Origin of the sequence: Arthrobacter sp. NPDC057009, assembly GCF_042673905.1 — a bacterium.
Taxonomy (GTDB): Bacteria; Actinomycetota; Actinomycetes; order Actinomycetales; family Micrococcaceae; genus Arthrobacter.
The window spans coordinates 35322-53958 of the sequence record NZ_JBHUSB010000011.1; the positions used below are offsets into that span (position 1 = coordinate 35322).

16 protein-coding genes and 1 tRNA gene are annotated in these 18637 nt (G+C 66.5%); 9 read left to right on the forward strand and 8 right to left on the reverse strand.

From position 1 onward, the window contains the following. Nucleotides 1-61: 61 nt before the first annotated feature. Genes ACFTR6_RS12940 through ACFTR6_RS12950 form a run of 3 tightly spaced genes read right to left on the reverse strand, consistent with a single transcriptional unit; the run spans nucleotide 62 to nucleotide 1680 of the window. A complete protein-coding gene (locus ACFTR6_RS12940; RefSeq protein ID WP_377958218.1) occupies nucleotides 62-973 on the reverse strand; it encodes an NUDIX hydrolase in 912 nt (303 codons plus the stop codon). Nucleotides 974-989: 16 nt separating this feature from the next. Then, nucleotides 990-1523: a RidA family protein gene (locus ACFTR6_RS12945; protein WP_087873831.1), complete on the reverse strand. Its 534-nt coding sequence runs from the start codon at nucleotides 1521-1523 to the stop codon at nucleotides 990-992. 1 nt (nucleotide 1524) lies between these two features. Then, on the reverse strand, nucleotides 1525-1680 hold the full coding sequence (locus ACFTR6_RS12950; protein ID WP_003797879.1) for a DUF4177 domain-containing protein: 156 nt from the start codon (nucleotides 1678-1680) through the stop codon (nucleotides 1525-1527). 37 nt (nucleotides 1681-1717) lie between these two features. On the opposite strand from ACFTR6_RS12950, the gene ACFTR6_RS12955 reads away from it, so the two are divergent. The 5 genes from ACFTR6_RS12955 to ACFTR6_RS12975 all read left to right on the forward strand — a co-directional run bounded on the left by ACFTR6_RS12955 (nucleotide 1718) and on the right by ACFTR6_RS12975 (nucleotide 9015). Next, nucleotides 1718-4054, forward strand: coding sequence for a transglycosylase domain-containing protein (locus tag ACFTR6_RS12955; protein WP_377958219.1), 2337 nt, complete (start codon nucleotides 1718-1720; stop codon nucleotides 4052-4054). Nucleotides 4055-4056: 2 nt separating this feature from the next. Beyond that, nucleotides 4057-5004: a metallophosphoesterase gene (locus ACFTR6_RS12960; protein WP_076800410.1), complete on the forward strand. Its 948-nt coding sequence runs from the start codon at nucleotides 4057-4059 to the stop codon at nucleotides 5002-5004. Between the two features lie 144 nt (nucleotides 5005-5148). Then, nucleotides 5149-6966, forward strand: coding sequence for an ABC transporter ATP-binding protein (locus ACFTR6_RS12965; protein WP_377958220.1), 1818 nt, complete (start codon nucleotides 5149-5151; stop codon nucleotides 6964-6966). After that, entirely contained in the window at nucleotides 6963-8855 is a 1893-nt protein-coding gene (locus tag ACFTR6_RS12970) for an ABC transporter ATP-binding protein (RefSeq protein WP_377958221.1), read from the forward strand. Before ACFTR6_RS12965 ends, ACFTR6_RS12970 begins: the two co-directional genes overlap by 4 nt. Nucleotides 8856-8938: 83 nt before the next feature. Beyond that, nucleotides 8939-9015, forward strand: a tRNA-Pro gene (locus ACFTR6_RS12975). A gap of 48 nt (nucleotides 9016-9063) precedes the next feature. Here the strand turns inward: ACFTR6_RS12975 and ACFTR6_RS12980 are convergent. Both ACFTR6_RS12980 and ACFTR6_RS12985 read right to left on the reverse strand, forming a co-directional pair. Beyond that, complete coding sequence (locus tag ACFTR6_RS12980; protein ID WP_377958222.1) at nucleotides 9064-9417, reverse strand: hypothetical protein; 354 nt, start codon at nucleotides 9415-9417, stop codon at nucleotides 9064-9066. A gap of 111 nt (nucleotides 9418-9528) precedes the next feature. Further along, nucleotides 9529-9723 carry a hypothetical protein gene (locus tag ACFTR6_RS12985; protein WP_377958223.1) on the reverse strand — a complete coding sequence of 65 codons (195 nt, stop codon included), beginning with the start codon at nucleotides 9721-9723 and terminating at the stop codon, nucleotides 9529-9531. A gap of 134 nt (nucleotides 9724-9857) precedes the next feature. Here ACFTR6_RS12985 and ACFTR6_RS12990 point away from each other — a divergent pair, with 134 nt between their 5' ends. After that, a complete protein-coding gene (locus tag ACFTR6_RS12990) occupies nucleotides 9858-11120 on the forward strand; it encodes a helix-turn-helix transcriptional regulator (protein WP_076800401.1) in 1263 nt (420 codons plus the stop codon). Nucleotides 11121-11187: 67 nt separating this feature from the next. Here the strand turns inward: ACFTR6_RS12990 and ACFTR6_RS12995 are convergent, their stop codons facing one another. Further along, a complete protein-coding gene (locus tag ACFTR6_RS12995) occupies nucleotides 11188-12126 on the reverse strand; it encodes a phosphoribosylaminoimidazolesuccinocarboxamide synthase (protein ID WP_087873837.1) in 939 nt (312 codons plus the stop codon). 2 nt (nucleotides 12127-12128) lie between these two features. Then, nucleotides 12129-13457 (reverse strand): phosphoribosylamine--glycine ligase, encoded by a 1329-nt coding sequence (gene purD, locus ACFTR6_RS13000; protein WP_076803723.1) that lies wholly within the window; start codon nucleotides 13455-13457, stop codon nucleotides 12129-12131. 153 nt (nucleotides 13458-13610) lie between these two features. Here purD and ACFTR6_RS13005 point away from each other — a divergent pair, with 153 nt between their 5' ends. The 3 genes from ACFTR6_RS13005 (at nucleotide 13611) to ACFTR6_RS13015 (ending at nucleotide 16736) form a co-directional block, all read left to right on the forward strand. Further along, complete coding sequence (locus tag ACFTR6_RS13005; protein ID WP_377958224.1) at nucleotides 13611-15188, forward strand: molybdopterin-dependent oxidoreductase; 1578 nt, start codon at nucleotides 13611-13613, stop codon at nucleotides 15186-15188. 81 nt (nucleotides 15189-15269) lie between these two features. Further along, on the forward strand, nucleotides 15270-16286 hold the full coding sequence (locus ACFTR6_RS13010; protein WP_076800397.1) for an asparaginase: 1017 nt from the start codon (nucleotides 15270-15272) through the stop codon (nucleotides 16284-16286). Nucleotides 16287-16313: 27 nt separating this feature from the next. Next, nucleotides 16314-16736: a sterol carrier family protein gene (locus ACFTR6_RS13015; protein WP_076800395.1), complete on the forward strand. Its 423-nt coding sequence runs from the start codon at nucleotides 16314-16316 to the stop codon at nucleotides 16734-16736. 158 nt (nucleotides 16737-16894) lie between these two features. Here the strand turns inward: ACFTR6_RS13015 and ACFTR6_RS13020 are convergent, their stop codons facing one another. After that, nucleotides 16895-18373: a cation:dicarboxylate symporter family transporter gene (locus ACFTR6_RS13020; RefSeq protein WP_076800393.1), complete on the reverse strand. Its 1479-nt coding sequence runs from the start codon at nucleotides 18371-18373 to the stop codon at nucleotides 16895-16897. Nucleotides 18374-18637: the final 264 nt, after the last annotated feature.

Genomic DNA, 18637 nt, shown 5'->3' on the forward strand with positions numbered 1-18637 from the left:
ACAGCTCACCATCGGCGTTTCGTCACCACCGGCGGAGGTGACCAAAGCAGACGGAAGAGGCCTAGCGTTCCCGCTGGGGCTCTCCTGCTACCGTCTTGGCCGCCTCGACTTCGAGCATGAGCGTGCCGTTTTCGTCGACAAGGCGGGGCTGATAGACGTGCGGGGTGCGCTTGTAGCTGAGGTAGGCTATGCAGCCGTTGGCTTTCGCCATCTTCTCCAGCATGATCTCGGAGCCAGGGACCATGAGCTGGCCGAGGGTGAGGCCCACGGTGTTCTCCTGGCCCACCTCGTCGCCCAGGGCCGTGGTGTCCCGTTCGGCAACAACCTTGGTGGCCGACACCCAGCGCCCCCAGACTCCTTTGCTCTCCAGCAGGGATGGCTGCTGGTTCATGGGGACGGTGGCGGCGAAATAGCGGGTGTTGAAGCGCCGGTGCGCAAAGTCAGGGCTGAGCCAGTTCACGAGCGGCTTGAGCAGGTCGGTGCGGATGGACAGGCCGCGGATGGACAGGATCTCGTTGAACGACTTTTCCTGCACGGCCACGGCTTCCCGCGCCTTCATCCATTCGGGCGTGGACGTCGCCTCCACAGTGGAGGACAGGTCCGGGCCCGCCAGTAGCACACCGGTTTCCTCAAACAGTTCGCGGACCGCGCCAACCACATGGCGGCGGGCCAGTCCGACGTCGTCCGTTCCCATCTGCTCGGCCCAGTGCTGGGGCGAAGGCCCCAGCCAGCCGATGGGGTCGTCGTCGGAGGCGTCCAGCGATCCGCCCGGAAAGGCAACGACGCCGAGCGGCGATTCTCCGGGACGGTAACCGAGCCAGGTTTCCAGGCCGGCGGGTGAGTCCCGGAGAAGCACCACTGATGAAGCCAGGCGGGGGGCTCGCGGAGTCCGTTCGCCGTGTTCGAGCCAGCTGCGTGCCGCCCCCTCAAGATCGGGAGGAAGAACAAACACCCGGCGTGCTAGGTGAGGCAAAGGAACCGACTGCTCCCTAGCTGAATTCGGCGATCAGTTCGACTTCCACGGGAGAGTCGAGCGGCAGGACAGAAACGCCGACGGCGGAACGGGCGTGCTGCCCAGCGTCACCAAAGACCCGGCCCAGGAGCTCGGACGCACCGTTGATGACGCCGGGCTGTCCGGTGAAGGAAGGATCGGAGGAGACGAAGCCCACAACCTTGACAATGCGGGTGATGCGGTCGAGGTCGCCGATGACGCTCTTTACCGCTGCCAGGGCGTTCACCGCGCAGACGGCGGCGTAGGCCTTCGCGTCTTCCGGCGACACAGTCGGCTCGTCCGAGGTGCCCTCGGAGCCGGCGGCCACCTTGCCCGTAGCTTCGAGTTTGCCGTTAATAAACGGCAGCTGCCCGGAGGTGTAAACGTGGTTGCCGGAGACGACGGCCGGCACGTACGCGGCGACGGGCGCGGCAACTTCCGGGAGGGTCAGACCCAGCTCAGCGAGACGCTGCTCGACGGCGGACGAAGGCGCCGTTTCAGTGCTGGAAGCGGTTTCCTGCGGGGTGGTCATGCTACTGCTTCTCCCTCTTAAGGTAGGCGACAAGGCCGTTGCCGTCGGGTCCGGGGACTACCTGGACAAGCTCCCAGCCGTCGTCTCCCCACTGGTCAAGAATCTGCTTCGTGGCGTGGATGATGAGCGGAATCGTGGCGTACTCCCATTTGGTCATGAAATAAAGCCTAATCGTTGCCGGTAAACTGGAGAACATGGCGACTCGTAAGAACCCCATATTCGACACGGCCACCACCCTCGGTAAAATTTTCGGATTCCTTGGCGTGAGCGCTATTTGTGGCGTCCTCGTGGCTGGCCTGCTGGTTCCGGCAGCCGCCGTCTCGGGCAGCACGGCCAGTGGCTCGATCGAATTCTTTGACACCCTGCCGGCAGAGCTCCAGGTGGACCCGCCCAGCCAGTCCACCAAGGTCCTGGCCGCCGACGGGAGCGTGATCGCCAACCTGTACGCGGAGAACCGCACCCGGGTCGAGCTGGACCAGATCTCCCCGTACATGAAGGACGCGGTGATCGCCATTGAGGACAGCCGGTTCTACGAACATGGCGGCGTGGACACCACCGGCATCCTCCGAGCCCTCGTCAGCACGGCGCGCGGCAACAAGCAGGGTGCCTCCACCATCACGCAGCAGTACGTCAACAACGTCCTGAACGCCAACCTTGAGGCTGAGGGCAACGCCGACGAGATCAAGCTCAACGGCGTGAACAAGGGCGTCGGCGACAAGCTCCGCGAGATGAAGCTCGCAATCGCCCTGGAAAAGAAGTTCAGCAAGGAACAGATCCTTGAGGGCTACCTGAACATCGTCTTCTTCAACCGTGACGCATACGGTATTGAGGCCGCCTCCAAGTTCTTCTTCAGCACCACCGCCAAGGACCTCACCCTCCCCCAGGCTGCGCTGCTCGCCGGCCTGGTGAACAGCCCCTCGGCCTTCGACCCCATCACCAATCCGGACAGCGCCAAGAAGCGCCGGGACCTGGTGCTGAGCGCCATGCTCACCCACCGCAAGATCACCAAGGCCCAGTACACCGCCGCCGTCGCCACTCCGGTCACGCCGAAGGTGACCCCGGCACGGCAGGGCTGCGCCTACTCGCCCACCGCCCCGTACTTCTGCGACTACGTCCTTCACCTCCTGCTCAACAACCCGGCCTACGGGGCGGATGCCACCGAGCGTGAGAAGAAGGTGTTCCGCGGCGGCCTGACCATCAAGACCACCCTGGACCCGAAGGCGCAGAAGGTTGCCCAGGACCAGGTGAACGCGGCCGCCGGTGCGAACCCGGACAAGTGGGGCGCTGCCCTGGTATCGGTTGAACCGGGCACGGGCAAGATCACCAACATGGCCCAGAACACCGCGTGGTTTGCCGGCAAGGGCAAGTTCGAGTCCCAGATCAACTTCAACGTGGACCAGTACGACGACCAGGGCAACGACCTTAACGGCCTCGGCGGTGCACAGCCTGGCTCCACGATGAAGCCGTTCACGTTTGCCGAGTGGCTGAATGAAGGCAAGTCGATGAACACCATCGTCAACGCCGCCCAGCGCCGCTACCCGCAGAACTTCCCGTGGCAGAACACCTGCCCCACCCCCACAGTGGGCTGGTATGACAGCACGAACGGCACTGATGACCTCCAGAACGCCGAAGAAGGCTACTACCGGAACATGAGCGTGCTGGACGGCCTGAAGAACTCCATCAACACGGCAACGTTCGCCTCGGCGGCGCAGGTTGACCTGTGCGGAATCCAGAAGATCGTGGACGCCGTCGGACTGCACGGCGGCCTGCCGGCCCGTGACAAGGACACCAACGCGGTGGTCGACGCGAACCCGAGCATCACCATGACCACCCTTGGCAACCTGCTGGGCTCCACGCAGACGGCGCCGCTGACGATGGCCACGGCCTTTGCCACGTTCGCCAACGACGGCAAGTACTGCGCCCCGATCGCCATCACGTCCGTGACCGACCACACCGGGGCCCAGCTCCCCGCGCAGGCCCCCGCCTGCCGGGACGCCCTCAAGCCCGAGGTGGCGCGCGGCGTGAACTACGCCCTCCAGCAGGTCCTCAACGAAGGCTCCGGCTCCCTGATCGAGCCGCGGATCTCCACCCGGACCAACTTCCCGATCGCGGCCAAGACCGGTACCTCCAACAACAACGGCTCCACCTGGGTTGTCGGCCACACCATGGGCCTCGCGACGGCCGCCTGGTTCGGCGACGCACTAGGCGCCCAGGACCGGGCCGGCCAGAACGTGACGGTCAACGGCAAGTTCTACACGGGCATCGACGGCTACATGATCGCCGGGCCCATGTTCTCCCGGTTCATGGCGGACATCGCTCCCGGCTACGGCACCGAACCTTTCCCGGAACCGCCGTCGAACCTGCTTTACGGCACGCCGCAGTTCCAGCCCACGGTCCCGAACAACCCCTCCCAGGGCGGCAACACTGGCGGCAACACGGGAGGTAACACCGGCGGCAGCACAGGTGGAAGCACCGGCGACACCGGCAATAACGGAAACGGAAACGGAAACGGTAACAGGGGGAACGACTGACCGTGGCTGACCTTTCACAGCTGGCAAGCCGCGTCCGCAGCATCGGGCGCGGCTTTGCCGTCACCGCAGGCGCCGGGACCGCGGCCGCCGTCGCCGCCACGGCCTACGGGCTGTGGGAAAAGAACCAGTTCGTCCTCCGCGAGGAGACCCTCCCGATCCTCCCCGCCGGCAGGGCACCGTTCCGCATCCTGCACCTGAGCGACATCCACTTTGTCCCCGGCCAGAAGGCCAAAGCCGCGTGGCTGCAGTCACTCGCGGCACTCAGGCCGGACCTGGTGGTGAACACGGGTGACAACCTCAGCCATCCCAAGGCCGTGGACCCGCTGATCAACGCGCTGGCGCCGCTCATGGAATTCCCGGGCGTGTTTGTTCCGGGCTCCAATGACTACTACGCCCCGAAATTGAAGAACCCCGCCCGCTATCTGCTGGGCCCCTCCAAGGCGGCGCCGGACCGGGAGGAACTTGACTGGCCCCGGCTCCGGGCCGGCTTCGGCATGGGCGGCTGGGTCGACCTGACCAACCGGCACCAGTCACTCGTTCTGCAGGGCATGCGGTTCGACTTCTCCGGTGTAGACGATCCGCACCTCAACCGCGAACGGTACGCCGGCTGGCCGCGCGGCACCCGCGGCCAGAATGCCAAGGACCATCTCCGCGTCGCCGTCATCCACGCCCCCTACCAGCGCGTCCTGGACCACTTCACCGAGGACGGCGCGGACCTGCTCCTGGCCGGCCACACGCACGGCGGCCAGCTGTGCATCCCAGGGTACGGTGCCGTCGTCGCCAACTGCGACATCCCCACGTGGCGGGCCAAAGGGCTCCATGACTGGAGCAGCAACGGACGTACGACGCCGGTCAACGTCTCGGGCGGGATCGGCACGTCCCGCTTTGCGCCCGTCCGTATCGCCTGCAAGCCTGAGGCCGTCCTGCTGACACTCACGCCGCGCGCCTGACTCCGGGATCGCCCGCCGGCTTCCGGAAACTGCTTGTCCTCGGCTGAACCAGCCGTCTGTGAAGGCCGCCGCCCATGGCATAGGGTAGTTGCTACGGGAAACTACATCACTGTTAACCGAAACAGCTGAGTTCAAGAAGCGGGCATGGCCAAGCAGAGTTCATTTTTTCGATCCGTCAGCCGTCTCTATCCGCATGTGAAGCCGGTCCTGCCGCGGCTGTTGATGGGCCTGCTGTCCGCGCTCCTGGCCAGCGTGGTTGCCCTGGCCATTCCGCAGGTGCTGCGCGTGCTCATCAACGATTCCCTCCGTCCCGGGGCCACAATGCAGGCGGTCTGGGGCTCGGCCGGCCTCATTCTTGCCCTGGGTGTCGCCGAAGCCGTGCTGGTTGCCCTGCGCCGCACCTTCGTGATCAACCCGGCCACCACCGTGGAGACACGGATGAGGGTCTCGCTCTACGGCCACCTGCAGGACCTGCCCGTCTCGTTCCATGACCGCTGGGGCTCGGGCCAACTCCTCTCCCGCGCCATGACGGACCTCAACTTCATCCGGCGCTGGATGGCTTTCGGGGCCATCATGCTGGTGGTGACCACCCTGACCGTGGTGATCGGCGTCGTCGTCATGTTCACCATGAGCTGGCAGCTGGCCCTGATCTTCCTGGCCGCCGCCGGACCCGTGATGGTCTACGGCTTCCGCTTCCGGAGGCGCTTCAGCAAGGTCACCCGGCGGAGCCAGGACCAGGCCGGCGACCTCGCCACCACCGTTGAGGAGTCCGTCCACGGCATCCGCGTCCTGAAGGCCTTTGGCCGCAGCCGCGAAGCACTGGAAACCTTCAACGGCCAGGCCGAGGAACTGCGGCAGACGGAGATCGCCAAGGCCAGGCACCAGGCCGTCTTCAGCATGGTGGTGACGCTCCTGCCCGAACTGGCCCTGGGCGCAGGCCTGGTGACAGGCATTCTGCTCGCCGCCAGCGGCGAGCTCAGCATCGGCTCCCTCGTGGCGTTCTTCGCCACCGCCGCGGTCATCGCCGCGCCCGTGGAGTTTTCTGGCATGCTGCTCGCGATGGCCTTGACAGCCAAGACTGCACTGGACCGGCACTTCGAGGTCATGGACTCGCAAAACACCATCACCAGCGCGGCCGAACCGCGCCGCCCGTCCGAAATCACAGGGGCGCTGACTTTCAGGAACGTGACGTTCGCCTTCGACGACGCCCCGGACAAGCCGGTCCTGAAAGACGTCCGGCTGGACATCCGTCCCGGCGAGACCATGGCGCTGGTGGGCATCACCGGCAGCGGCAAGAGTGCCCTGCTGCAGCTCGTGCCCCGGCTCTACGACGTCACGGCAGGTTCCATCACGCTCGACGGCGTGGACCTCCGGGAATTCAGTGTGGAGGAGCTCCGCACCGCCGTGGCTGTGGCCTTCGAGGACACCACGCTGTTCTCCAGCTCGGTCCGCGACAACGTGCTGCTCGGGGTCCAGGACCCTGACGCGGACACCCGGGAGAAAATCCTGGCGGAGGCCCTGGACACCGCCCAGGCGCACTTCGCGTATTCGCTGCCCGAGGGGCTGGACACCCTCATCGGCGAGGAGGGCCTTAGCCTGTCCGGCGGCCAGCGCCAGCGCCTCGCCCTTGCCCGGGCCATCGCCGCCCGCCCCTCCGTACTGGTCCTCGACGATCCGCTGTCCGCCTTGGACGTGAACACCGAGGAGCTCGTGGAAAACCGCCTGCGGGAAGTGCTGTCCGGCACCACCACCCTCATCGTCGCCCACCGGCCCTCCACCGTGGCGCTGGCGGACCGCGTGGCGCTGCTGGAGGACGGCCGCATCGCCGCCGTCGGAACCCACACCGAACTGCTGGCAGGAAACAGCCACTACCGTTACGTGATCGCGAGCCTGGAAACGGAGCCCCGCGACCTGGACTCCGAACTGTCGGCCCTCGACGACGCAGAGGAGGTCACCCGATGAGCGCCACAGCCTTTGGAACTGCCAACGAGGACAACGCCCACCTGAGCAAGAGCGACAGCAAGGCAGTACGACGGCGGTCGCTCGCCCTGCTGGGGTCGCTGATCCGTCCCGTCCGGCTGCGGTTCTGGCTCACCATCGCCACGGTGATCCTGTCCCAGGCGGCCCGGGTGGCCGGCCCGGCGCTGATCGCCTTCGGCATCGACCACGCGCTGCCTGCTTTACGTGCGGGCAACAGTCTTCCGCTGGTGCTGACCGGCGCCGCCTACCTCGCCACAGCGCTGGCGGCCGCCGGGCTGACGGCCCTGTACGTGACCGCCACGGCGAACCTCAGCCAAGCCATGCTGCTTGACCTGCGGCTGCGCGTGTTCCGCCACACCCAGCGGCTCAGCCTCGAATTCCACGAAAAGTACACCTCGGGCAGGATCATCGCCCGGCAGACCTCGGACCTCGAAGCGCTGCGCGAGCTCCTGGATTCAGGAGTCACCTCCCTCGCCTCCGGTGCGCTGTTCATGGTGCTCACCGCCGTCACCGTCTTCGCCCTCGACTGGCGCAGTGGGCTGGTGGTGCTGGCCGCAGCCCTGCCCATGTTCCTCCTGGCCCGCTGGTACCAGAAACACTCGCAGATCGCGTTCCGCCAGTCCCGGGTGGTCTCGGCCCGGCTCATCGTCCATTTCATTGAGACCATGACCGGCATCCGCGCGGTCAAGGCGTTCCGCAAGGAGCGCGAGAACGCCGCACGCTACGGCGAACTGGCCGAGGAGTACCGGCAGGCGACCGTGCGCTCCATCAACCTGAACGGCGTCTTCCAGCCCGGCCTGGTGCTGATCGGCAACGCCTGTGTCGCCGTCGTCCTGCTGTTCGGCGGCTTCCGGGTGCTGACCGGCGACCTGGCCGTGGGTGTGCTGCTGGCCCTGATGCTCTCTACGAAGCGCTTCTTCCAGCCCGTGGACCAGATGGCCATGTTCTACAACTCCTTCCAGAGCGCGCAGGCCGCGCTGGAGAAGGTCTCGGGCCTGCTCGAGGAGGTGCCCACGGTGCGTCCGCCGCGGAACGCGGTGGAACTGCACGATGCCCGCGGCGCCGTCGAGTTCCGGGACGTCGAGTTCCGGTACGGCAACGGCCCGCTGATCATTCCTGCACTGAACCTCACTATCCCGGCGGGCCAGACCGTGGCGCTGGTGGGCCAGACCGGGGCCGGCAAGTCCACGCTGGCCAAGCTGATTGCCCGTTTCTATGACGTGTCCGCCGGTTCGGTGATGCTCGACGGCGTGGACGTCCGGCAGCTGGCCACCGCGGACCTGCGCCGGAACATCGTGATGGTCACCCAGGAGGCCTTCCTGTTCAGCGGATCGGTAGCGGACAACATCGCCCTCGGCCGGCCGGATGCCCCGCGCGAGGAGATCGAAGCCGCCGCGAAGGCCGTAGGCGCGCATGAGTTCATTCTGGAACTGCCCGATGGGTACGACACCGACGTCAACAAGCGCGGCGGCCGCGTCTCGGCAGGCCAGCGCCAGCTGATCAGCTTCGCGCGGGCGTTCCTCGCCCGGCCGGCGGTCCTGATCCTGGACGAGGCCTCCTCCTCGCTGGACATCCCCTCCGAGCGCCTTGTGCAGAACGGGCTCGCCGGGCTGCTGCGCGGCATGGACGGCGCCGGCCCGGCCGGGGAGGGGACTGGAGCCGGCGGCACGGAAGCCGGCCGGACCACCGGCGACGGAAACGCCCGCACCGCGCTGATCATCGCACACCGGCTCTCCACCGTGGAGACGGCAGACAGGGTGCTCGTGGTCCACGACGGACGGGTGGTGGAGGACGGAACACCGGAGGAACTGATCGGCGGCAACGGCCGCTTCGCCCGGCTGCACAGCGCCTGGAAGGACTCGCTGGTCTGAGCCGGTAACCCCGCCCGGGCCTCGATTTCACATGTTGGCCAGGTATCGGATATCCTTGTTCAGTTGCTTTCGCAGCAACGGATCGGGATGTAGCGCAGCTTGGTAGCGCGCTTCGTTCGGGACGAAGAGGTCGCAGGTTCAAATCCTGTCATCCCGACCACAAGGAAAGAGGGTCTCCCATTGGGAGGCCCTCTTTCTGTTTGTCAGCTCAGTTTCCGCCAGGATTCTGGTGGTGGATGTTTTGCGTCGCCTGCCCGTCGCCCAGCAGTGGCATCCTTGGGCGGCGTGATCCGTCGTCCGGCAGGTAGTCTCCGCGGCTGCCGTAGCTTTGGGCCTGGTTCAGGTATTGGTGACGCAAGCGCAGGCCGACGGCGAAAAGGACCAACGACTCCAGCAGCGCCGCGATGCCGATCATCCCCCAGACGAACGTCCCGGCGTCGGCCGTTCCCCGGAATATTTCAACGACGGCGGCACCCGCTGCCGCCGCCACGATCAGCGACGTGCCGGCGATGGTCCAAAGGAAAAAAGCCCGCTGCTGTCCGTCGGTCGCTCTCCGCGTCATGGTCCCCACTCCTTATTTACGGATGCTGTTTATGGGTGCTGCTTTGGGACAGAAAAACGGCTCCGGAACACGATGTGCATGTTCCGGAGCCGTTTTCCTCATGGAAGCTGTTTACATGGGATCGGGCCAGTTGCCAATATCGGTCTTGTTCACGTCCTCGACGTGCATCGGATCCGGCCAGTTGCCAATGGCAACCCAGGTGCCCGCGTTATCCGCGATCGAGCCAGCAGACAGAGCGGCGGGAGCCGCAGCAGAAAATGCAAGGGCCCCCACCAAAACGGCAGCGGCTGCTATCTTCTTCAACATGTGAGAGTTCCTCAATACGAGTCGGATTCCTTACCCAGTCAGCACAATCCTTGTTGACATACATTGTAAAATGTTTTCCACAGAGGGTGTCAAGCATTCTGTACAAAGGCTGTCCGGAATAGGAGGGAGCCCCAGTGGGTAATGGATTCGGGGAGAAGCTTCGCGCCGAGCGGCTGGAGCGCGGACTGACCCAGGCCGAACTGGGCAAAGATCTGTACTCCCCCAGCTACATTTCCTTGCTGGAAACCGGCCGGCGGGAACCCACAGCCGACGTCATCGAAGAGCTCGCCCGCAGGCTGGAGCTCGCGCCCAAGGCACTCGAGGCGTGGAGCCAGCCCATCTCGGTCAGCGACGCCGAATACGTGCTGGCAGGACTCTACGCCCGGCAGGCATGGGACCTGCGCGACTACTCCCTCGCGGCCGAGCATGCCGCCAACGCTGCCCGGATTGCCCTCGAGGGCAAGAACACCAGCGCCTGGTGGAACATGACCTACATGCAGGCCGAGTGCCTCATGAAGCAGGGCCAGCTCAAGGAATGCCAGAAGATCATGGAGCACCTGTCCGAGCATCCCATGGCCACCGAATCGGCCGGTCTCGGTGTCCGTGCACGCCAGATGCTCGCCGCGCTGTGCCACGCACAGGGCCAGCTGGGCATCGCCGTCGAACACGCCGAGAAGGCGGTGGAGCTCTGTGCGCAGCTGCCCAAGGGATCAACACTGATCATCGGTGCGCTCCGCGCGCTCATCGGGGCGCTGGCTGACGGCGGCAGGCTGGACGAGGCGTGGAAATACTGCCAGGACATGAACGAGCAGATGGATGAGCATTCGATGTCCCAGCTCGCCGGCGAAGTGGCGTGGGTGATCGGGAACGTCGCGTTCATGCGGCACGACTACCCGGAGGGTATCAAGCACCACGAGCGGGCAGCAAAGCTGCTCTCCCCCGCCAACGACATCGAGCTCTGGGCGCGCTTCAACAAGGCATCCGCCGCGGTCCGTCTCTCGTCCGGAATCGTCGAACCGGAGACCCTGTCGGCCATTGAGCGCGCCGAACTCGCGCTGTCCATCGTGGGCGGGAACAAGGCGGACCAGCTGGAGGTCGCGTTCATCCGCGCCCGGTGGCTCTACCTCACCGGCGATATCGTGGCTGCTGTCCAGAAGCTGCGTGACATCCACGCCGAACGCGCCGGCCTGGGCAAGCACACGGCCGGCGAGGTCTCGCTGCTGCTCGGCAAATCACTCAAGGCTGCGGGCGAACTGGATGAGGCGTTGGTTTATCTGGAGGAGGCACAGAAGGCGTTCAGTGCCGCCGGCGCGCAGGACCGGGTCCAGCAGGCCCTCGATGCCGTGCTGGAGATCCGGCTCGCCCAGCGCCGGGCCGCCGCGGCGGAAGCGAGCTAGCAACGGAAGCCAAAAGCAAAGGGCGCCCTCCGAAGAGGGCGCCCTTTGCTGCCGTTTGCTCCGGGACCTAGCTGAAGGTGCGGCCGGTCAGCTTCTCGTAGGCCTCGACGTAGCGGGCCCGCGTGCGGTCCACGATGTCAGCGGGCAGGGCCGGCGGAGGAGTATCGGACGCCTTGTCCCAGCCGGATTCGGCGGAGGTGAGCCAGTCCCGGACAAACTGCTTGTCGAAGGAGGGCTGCGCCTTCCCGGGCTCGTACGTGGCGGCGTCCCAGAACCGGGACGAGTCCGGCGTGAGGACCTCGTCGCCCAGGGTGATGGCGCCGTTCACCACGTCGTAGCCGAACTCCACCTTGGTATCGGCCAGGATGATGCCGCGTTCGCGGGCGATCTCCTCGGCCTTGGTGTAGATCCGCAGGGTCAGTTCGCTCAGGCGCGCGGCGATGTCGTCGCCCACCATGGACACGACGGCGTCGTAGGTGATGTTTTCGTCGTGCTCGCCCACCTCGGCCTTGGCCGACGGGGTGAAGATGGCGTGCTCCAGGCGGGAGCCGTCCACCAGGCCTTCCGGCAGCGGGATCTCGCAGACGGTGCCGGACTGCCGGTACTCCACAAGCCCGGAACCGGTGAGGTAGCCGCGGGCGATGCATTCCACCGGGAACATTTCCAGCTTCTTGCAGATCATGGCACGGCCCTCGACCGCGGCGGGGACGCCGTCCTCCACGGTGGAGGCCAGGACGTGGTGCTCGACGCCCAGCTGCTCGAACCACCAGAGGCTCAACTGGGTGAGGATCCGTCCCTTGTCCGGGATCTCGCTGCTGAGCACGTGGTCATAGGCGCTGATGCGGTCGCTGGCCACCACCAGCACGCATTCCTGTCCGAACTGCTCATTGATGGATTCGGTGGCGGGGACGTACAGGTCCCGGACCTTGCCCGAGTAAACGTGCTTCCAGCCGGGCAGCTCGGCATGGGCCGTGTCCAGGCCGCGGGTTCTTTCCTGCTCAGCCACTGTCACGCCTTCCCTTCTGCAGCGGGGCCGGCCTGGGCAGCGGGGGCTGCAACGGCGGACGACACCTTGATCTCGCCGCGCGCGGCCTTGCCTGCTATGTCCGTGCGGAACTGGGCGCCCTCAAGCTGAACCAGCTCCACGCCGTCGTACGCCCGTTCCCGGGCCTCCACGAGGTCGGATCCCAGCGCCACCACGGCCAGCACGCGGCCGCCGGCGGAGACCACCTTGCCCTGATCGTCGAGCTTGGTTCCGGCGTGGATCACGTGGACGCCTTCCAGCTCATCCACCTTCTTGAGCCCGCGGATGCGGTCACCGGTGCGCGGGGTGTCCGGGTAGTTTTCGGAGGCAACGACGACGGCGACCGCCGTGTCCTTAGACCAGCGCAGCTCTTCCGCCTGGTCCAGTTCGCCCTTGGCAGCTGACAGGAGCAGGGAACCGAGGGGTGTCTTGAGCCGGGCGAGGACGGCCTGCGTTTCGGGGTCGCCGAAGCGGACGTTGAATTCGATGACGCGGGTGCCGCGCCTGGTCAGCGCCAGGCCGACGAACAGCACGCCCACGAACGGGGTACCGCGGCGGGCCATCTCGTCCACGGTGGGCTGGGCGATGCGGTCGATGACCTCCTGGACGAGGCCTTCGGGGGCCCAGTCAAGCGGGGTGTACGCGCCCATGCCGCCGGTGTTGGGGCCTTCGTCGTTGTCGTAGATGCGCTTGAAGTCCTGGGCCGGGGACAGGGCCACCGTGTTGCGGCCGTCGCACAGGACGAACACGGAGACCTCGGGGCCGTCCAGGAACTCCTCGATGACCACGGTGCCGCCGGCGTCGAAGCAGCTCTGGGCGTGGGCCAGGGCGTCGTCCCGGTTGTCGGTGACCACCACGCCCTTGCCGGCAGCCAGGCCGTCGTCCTTGACGACGTAGGGTGCACCGAAGGTGTCCAGTGCCGCGGCTGCTTCTTCAGCGTTTGCGGCCACCAGTGCCATGGCGGTGGGTACGCCGGCTTCGGCCATCACCTGCTTCGCGAAAGCCTTGGAGGCCTCGAGCTGGGCGGCCGCCTTGCTGGGGCCGAACACCGGAATGCCGGCTTCGCGCACGGCGTCGGAAACGCCGGCGGCGAGGGGAGCCTCGGGACCAACGACCACCAGGTCAACGTCGAGCCGGGTGGCGAGCGCCGCCACCGCGTCCGGATCGTTCCCGTTGATGGCGTGCGTAGGGACGAGCTTGCTGATGCCGGCGTTGCCTGGAGCCGCGTGGACTTCGGACACGTTGGGGTCGGCAAGGAGGGAGCGGACAATGGCGTGTTCGCGGCCACCGGGGCCAATGACGAGTACCTTCACAGTCTCCAAGGGTACTTTGTGCACCGTGCTGGCTCCTAAGCTGTGACCGGCTCCCAGTTGTGGCCGGGGCTCCGGTTGCGGCCCGCTCGTCGCGGCCCGGCTCTCCTTTGGGATCGGGACAATCCGGGCGGCCCGCCGCTACGAACCAATGTCATGCAGAAGCTCATGAGGTGGTTCAGGGGACCGGCCGCATTGGCGGCCCTCGCCGGGGTGGCCGCCGCCGCCGTCGTTCTTTCCGTTGCGGAACTGGCGGGGGCGTTCTTTACGGCCCGCGCCACTCCCCTGGTTGCCCTGGGCTCGACGTTCATTGACTTCACGCCGCCGTGGCTGAAGGACTTCGCGATTGCGACGTTCGGAACCAACGACAAGGCCGGGCTCTTCGCCGGGATGGGCGCGACGGTTTTCGTACTGGCGTGCGTCTTGGGCGTGATGGCGTACCGGAAATGGGCGCTGGGTGCTGCCGGCGTGCTGTTCATGGGCGCGGTGATCGTGGCCAGCGTGGTGACCCGCGCTGGCGTCAGGCCGTTGGACGCCGTGCCCTCACTGGCGGGAACCGCGGCGGGGCTGGTGGTGCTGCGGCTGCTGGTGTCGCGGCTGTGGCGCCGGCAGGTTTTTCCGGATGCGCCGGCCGACGTCGCGGCCAAGGAGCCGGAACGCCCCGCCACCTCCCGGCGCGCGTTCTTCACGGCCACCGGCCTGACTGCGGCTGCGGCGGCCATCGCCGCCACCGGGGGCCGCCTGCTCAGCGCCGCGCGCAGCAACGTGGCGCAGGCACGGGAGTCACTCCGGCTGCCGGCGCCCGCCCGGCCCGCAGCGGCGGTGCCCGGCGGGGTGCAGTCGGCCACCGCCGGCGTGACACCGTGGCTGACCCCGGCCAGGGACTTCTACCGGATCGACACCGCCCTCAGCGTTCCGGAAATCAGGGCAGAGGAGTGGGAGCTGCGCGTGCACGGGCTCGTGGAGGAGGAGGTCCGGCTCACGTTCCAGGACCTGATCGACGCCGACCTGATCGAGTCCCACGTGACCCTCACCTGCGTTTCCAACCCGGTGGGCGGCAACCTCGCCGGCAATGCCCGGTGGCTGGGGCTTCCGGTCCGCGAGGTGCTCAAGCGGGCCAGGCCCACGGCCGGCGCGGACATGGTGCTCTCCACCTCCGTCGACGGGTTCAGTGCCTCCACGCCGCTGGAGGTCCTGCAGGATGACCGCGACGCCATGCTCGCCATCGGCATGAACGGCGAGCCGCTGCCGCTGGAGCACGGCTACCCGGTGCGGATGGTGGTACCGGGACTGTACGGCTTCGTCTCCGCCACCAAATGGGTGGTGGACCTGGAGGTGACCCGCTTCGCCGACAGCAAGGCCTACTGGACGGAGCGCGGCTGGTCCGAGCGCGGCCCCATCAAGACGATGGCCCGGATCGAGGTGCCCAAATCCTTCGCCACGGTGCCGGCAGGGAGGGTGGCCATCGGCGGTACCGCCTGGGCCCAGCGGCGGGGCATCACCAGGGTGGAAGTGCAGGTCGACGGCGGGAACTGGGCCGAGGCGGCGCTGTCGGACGAGGCTTCCGTGGACACGTGGCGGCAGTGGTCCTACTTGTGGGACGCCAAGCCGGGCCAACACTACATCAGGGCGCGCGCCACGGACGGGACAGGCGAGGTGCAGACCGAGAAGCGCGCCGACCCCGTACCGGACGGCGCCTCCGGCTGGCAGTCGGTCATGGTAACGGTTGAGTAGTCCGTTCAGCACCCCCTTTAACCTGCCAAAAGCCCCGGACGGCTCCCGGGGAATGCCCGCGCCGCACCATAGACTGGCCCCATGGCCCTAAATTCGCACGCCACGTTCACTGTGGATTCCGCCGTCGAACTCGCCGTGGTTGAACGGAGCGGATTCGTGGAGTCCCGCCACATCGGGGCGGCCGTGGTCCTCGCCGCGGACGGCCACGTGGTCACCCAGCTGGGCGACATCACCACGCCCATCCTGGCCAGGTCCACGCTTAAGCCCCTGCAGGCGCTGGCGGCGATGCAGGCCGGTGTTCCGCTCCGCGGCGCCCAGGTGGCCGTCGCCTGCGCCAGCCACACGGGGTCGCTCGACCACATGGACGTCGTCGAGGGCATGCTCAAGGCCGCCGGAGTCAAGGAGGACCAGCTGCAGTGCCCCGCGGCGTGGCCGCAGGATGAGACCGCCCGGAACTGGCTGACCCGGTCCGAGCGGGGCAAGTCCCGGCTGGCGTTCAACTGCTCGGGGAAGCACGCGGCGTTCCTGTGGGCCTGCACCGAAAACGGCTGGGACACGCACAGCTACCTGGAACCCAACCATCCGCTGCAGCAGCGGATCCGCACGGTGATTGAAGAGTATTCGGGCGAGCGGATCGCGCACCTGGGCATCGACGGCTGCGGCGCTCCGGTGGCCGCCATTTCGCTGACCGGGCTGGCGCGTGCCTACTCCCTGCTCGCCAAGGCCCCGTCCGACAAGACCTCCAACGCCCGCGCTGCGACCATCGCCACCTCCATGCTGGACTACCCGTGGGCTGTCCAGGGCAGGGGCGAGGCCAACACGATCGTGATGGAGGAGCTTGACGTCATCGCCAAGATCGGCGCCGAGGGCATCCTGGTCATGGCCACCCCGCAGGGCGTGTCCGTGGCCCTGAAGATGCTTGACGGCAATCTGCGGGCCACCTCGCTCGTCGGCCTGACCCTGCTTGCGGCCTGCGGAGCGGTCGACATTCCCGGCGTCTCCAGCGTGCTCGAAAAGGTGGTGGAGCCGGTCCTGGGCGGCGGCCGCCCCGTGGGCAAGATCCGCCTGGGCCACGCCGTCTCGGCACTGCTGGACTAGAAAATTTAGCTTTTCAAGGAGGTTCCGGTGGCTATTGCGCGCCGCAGAATTGACCCGGCGGACGGCCAGGCGGCCCTGAACGAGTGGGCGGCAGGTGCCGTCCCGCCGTCGGACGCTGCCCTTGCCGCACCGTCCGCTGCGTCCGGGCCGGCGGCCCCACCCGCGGTTCCCCGCTCGGTGATTGCGACAGCGGTCCGGTACTCGCTCGAGGAGGTCACCGCCCGGGCGCCCGGGAATTCGGTGGAGGTGCGGGTGCCGCCGTTCGGCGTCACCCAGTGCGTGGAGGGCCCGCGCCACACACGCGGCACTCCCCCGAATGTCATCGAGTGCGACGCCGCCACCTGGCTTGCGATGGTGACCGGCCGGCTGAGCTGGGCGGATGCCGTGGGCGCCGGCCGCGTGGCGGCCTCGGGCCTGCGCGCGGACCTGTCGGCGCTGCTCCCCCTCTAGCAGCAGGGATCCCGCCCACGAATAAAAACCAGGATCCCGCCCGGGACTGATGCTGCCAACCCGGGCGGGATCCTGTGTTCATTTCTCCTGAGTTTTTGTACAGATACCGCGACTTCAGAGGCGTTCAGCGGCCATTATCTGTACGAAAACTCGTGATGTTACTCGTGGTTGATAGCTGCCGACGGCCTGCTCATCTCGAACTCCGGCATCTCGCCGGGGGTGGGGCCGCCACGGAACTTGGGCGAGGCCTGGCCGCCTTTGCTGATCCGCTCCAGCTCCTGGTCCTGGAAGTCCTCCTCGACACCGAGCATGACGGCGGAGTCGTGGTTGGTGATCTCGCCGCGGAAGGCACGGGCCATAACGCTGCGGTCGAACTGGCCCTCCCATTTGGAGACCACGAACGTAGCCACACAGTTACCCAGCAGGTTGACCACCACTCGCATCGAGTCCATGAGCCGGTCGGCGCCGAGCAGCAGGGCCACTCCCGCCACCGGGAAGATTCCGAGCGCGGCTGCAGTGGCAGAAAGCGCCAGGAAGGAGGAGCCTGGAACACCGGCCATGCCCTTCGAGGTCAGCAGTAGGACACCGAGGGCTGCAAGCTGCTGGCCGAGGTCCAGGTTGTGGCCGAAAGCCTGGGCGAGGAACAGGAGGGAGATGGACAGATAAATCGCTGCCCCGTCCAGGTTGAACGAGTAGCCCGTGGGCACCACCAAGCCGGTGGTGGCGCGGGAGCATCCGGCGTTCGTCAGCTTGGTCATGATGCGCGGCATCACGGCTTCCGTGGAGGCGGTGCCGAGCGCCAGCAAAAATTCCTCGCGGGTGTACTTGAGGAACTGCCACAGCGGAACCCGGGCGAATCCCCAGGCCACGAGGAACAGGAGCCCGATGAACACAACCGCGGCACCGTAGCAGGCGGCAATCAGCTTGGCGTAGGTACCGAGTGTGTCCAGACCATACTGGCCGATGATGAAGGCCATCGCACCGAATGCACCGATCGGGGCAACCTTCATGATCCAGGACATGATCTTGAAAACGAGTTCCAGGACCGTCTCCATGAGGCTGATGACCGGCTGGCACCGCTCACGGCCGATGACGACGATCGCGGCGCCGAAGAACACGGAGAAAAAGAGGACCTGCAACAGGCTGTTGTTGGCGAAGGCACCGATGACGCTCGTGGGGATAACGTCCAGGATGAATGCCGCCGCGTCCTTCGGTGCGGCATGGCCGGTCTTGGCGTCCAGCGCCTCCTGGGACAGGGTGCTCGGATCGATGTTCAGGCCCGCTCCGGGCTGAACGATGTTGCCGACGACCAGACCGAAGACCAAGGCGAAAAGCGTGGCCACAGTGAAGTAGACGAGAGCCTTGACTCCTACCCTTCCGACCGCCTTGACGTCGCCAACGGCCGAAATTCCCGTGACGATCACGAGGAAGATCAGCGGCGCGATGATCATCTTGATGAGCTGGATGAAGCCGTCACCAAGCGGCCTCAGTTGAGCGCCCAGGTTCGGCCAGAAATGTCCTATGAGAACACCTGCCACGACGGCGATCAGAATTTGGAAGAAGAGCGACCTGTGCAGGCCTTTCTTCTTCGACGGCGCCGAACTCGCCTTCAGCGCCGAGGAATCTGGGATCTTCATTGATCTGTACCTATCAATTGGGAACGCCCCGGATCGGGGTCTGTTCCCAACGTAACCCCGGTCACAATATTCCGCAAGAGGAAATTAGCTTTTCACGATACGGAAGTGTGAGGGTTGGTCACATTTGAGTTTTTGTACGGTTATTGGGACTTCAGGGGCCTCCAGCGGCCAATATCTGTACAAAAACTCCTACAGCTGCCAGCCCTGTTTCCGCAGCGCTTGCCGCACCCTCGAGACCACCCAGTCGGGGCCGCGGTTCATGTC

Excerpts from the sequence above, each read along its gene's own strand:
- ACFTR6_RS12950 (WP_003797879.1), bottom strand. The coding sequence starts at position 1,680 with ATGACCAAATGGGAGTACGCCACGATTCCGCTCATCATCCACGCCACG.
- ACFTR6_RS12945 (WP_087873831.1), bottom strand. The coding sequence starts at position 1,523 with ATGACCACCCCGCAGGAAACCGCTTCCAGCACTGAAACGGCGCCTTCG.
- ACFTR6_RS12980 (WP_377958222.1), bottom strand. The coding sequence starts at position 9,417 with ATGACGCGGAGAGCGACCGACGGACAGCAGCGGGCTTTTTTCCTTTGG.
- ACFTR6_RS13010 (WP_076800397.1), top strand. The coding sequence starts at position 15,270 with ATGGCCCTAAATTCGCACGCCACGTTCACTGTGGATTCCGCCGTCGAA.
- ACFTR6_RS12965 (WP_377958220.1), top strand. The coding sequence starts at position 5,149 with ATGGCCAAGCAGAGTTCATTTTTTCGATCCGTCAGCCGTCTCTATCCG.
- ACFTR6_RS12985 (WP_377958223.1), bottom strand. The coding sequence starts at position 9,723 with ATGTTGAAGAAGATAGCAGCCGCTGCCGTTTTGGTGGGGGCCCTTGCA.
- ACFTR6_RS13005 (WP_377958224.1), top strand. The coding sequence starts at position 13,611 with ATGCAGAAGCTCATGAGGTGGTTCAGGGGACCGGCCGCATTGGCGGCC.
- ACFTR6_RS12955 (WP_377958219.1), top strand. The coding sequence starts at position 1,718 with ATGGCGACTCGTAAGAACCCCATATTCGACACGGCCACCACCCTCGGT.
- ACFTR6_RS12970 (WP_377958221.1), top strand. The coding sequence starts at position 6,963 with ATGAGCGCCACAGCCTTTGGAACTGCCAACGAGGACAACGCCCACCTG.
- ACFTR6_RS13020 (WP_076800393.1), bottom strand. The coding sequence starts at position 18,373 with ATGAAGATCCCAGATTCCTCGGCGCTGAAGGCGAGTTCGGCGCCGTCG.